The 1,137-nt window shown below is 76.3% G+C and carries 2 protein-coding genes; both read left to right on the forward strand.

Going from position 1 to position 1,137, the window contains the following annotated elements:
• Positions 1–294, forward strand: a 294-nt coding sequence (locus L2I40_RS23480) for an iron dependent repressor, metal binding and dimerization domain protein (RefSeq protein ID WP_237217766.1), incomplete at its 5' end; no start/stop codon positions are given.
• Positions 291–1,137, forward strand: an 847-nt coding sequence (locus tag L2I40_RS23485) for a metal ABC transporter permease (protein ID WP_237217767.1), incomplete at its 3' end; no start/stop codon positions are given. The genes L2I40_RS23480 and L2I40_RS23485, both read left to right, overlap by 4 nt.

Here is a 1,137-nt window from a genome sequence, read left to right on the forward strand (position 1 = left end):
CGCGTGGGCAAGGCGCGCCGGCTTGCCATGTGGCTCGCGCTGCGCGGCCTGGTCGCGCGCGCCGAGGGACATGTGCACCTGACGCCGGCCGGCGCGACGGCGGCGCGGCGGGCGGTGCGCGCGCATCGTGCGGTGGAGCACCACCTGTTGGCCGCGGGTGCCGCCGACATCGCCTCCGCGGACCGGCTGGCCGACCTGGTGGAACACGGCTTGCCGCCGGAGATGGCGGCGCGGCTGCTGCCGGAGCCGTCCGCCCTGCCGGCGAGCCCGCATGTGCTGGGAGGCGGCCGGTGACGCTGCAGGACTTCCTCATGCTCGACCTGCCGCCGCTGCTGGCCGCCGTGCTGGCGGGCGGGACCTGCGGGCTGCTCGGTTCCTTCCTCGTGCTGCGGCGCGAGTCGCTGGTGGGCGACGCGCTCTCCCACGCCGTGCTGCCGGGCATCGTGCTCGGCTTCGCCGTGACCGGGGCGCGGGCGGGGCTGCCGATGCTGGTCGGCGCGATGCTCGCAGGGCTGGCGGCGGTGGCGCTGATCGCGGTGGTGCAGAAGGCGGCGCGACTCGATTCCGGCGCGGCGATCGGCGCGGTCTTCACCACCTTCTTCGCCGTTGGCCTCGTGCTGCTGGAGGTCACCGGCGCGCGCAGCGTGGACCTCGACCTCGACTGCGTGCTGTTCGGCCAGCTCGAGACGCTGGTCTGGACCGAGGGCCGCTCGGCCGCGTCGCTGCTGGACCCGGCCGCACTCGCCACACTGCCGCGGCAGCTCGGCCTGATGGCCGGCGTGGCGCTGGCGGTCGCGGTCGCGGTTGCGGCGCTGTGGCGGCCGATCCAGCTGGTGTGCTTCGACCCGGCCTATGCGCAGGCGCTCGGCCTGCCGGCGCGGCGGATCGAGCTCGGGCTCGCGCTGATGGTCGCCGCCGCGGCGGTGGCGGCCTTCGAGGCGGTGGGCTCGATCCTGGTGGTCGCGATGCTGGTCTGCCCGGCCGCGGCGTTGCGGCTGCTGACCGACCGCTACAAGGCGCAGGTGTTGGGGGGCGCTGCGCTCGGGGCCGGGCTCGGCGCGGTGGGCTATGCGCTGGCCGGGCCGGTGCCCGCGGCGCTCGGAGCGACGCTGTCGCTCAACGCGGCCGGGGTGATCG

It is taken from the genome of Falsiroseomonas oryziterrae, from assembly GCF_021864505.1.
In the GTDB taxonomy this organism is placed as follows: domain Bacteria; phylum Pseudomonadota; class Alphaproteobacteria; order Acetobacterales; family Acetobacteraceae; genus Falsiroseomonas; species Falsiroseomonas oryziterrae.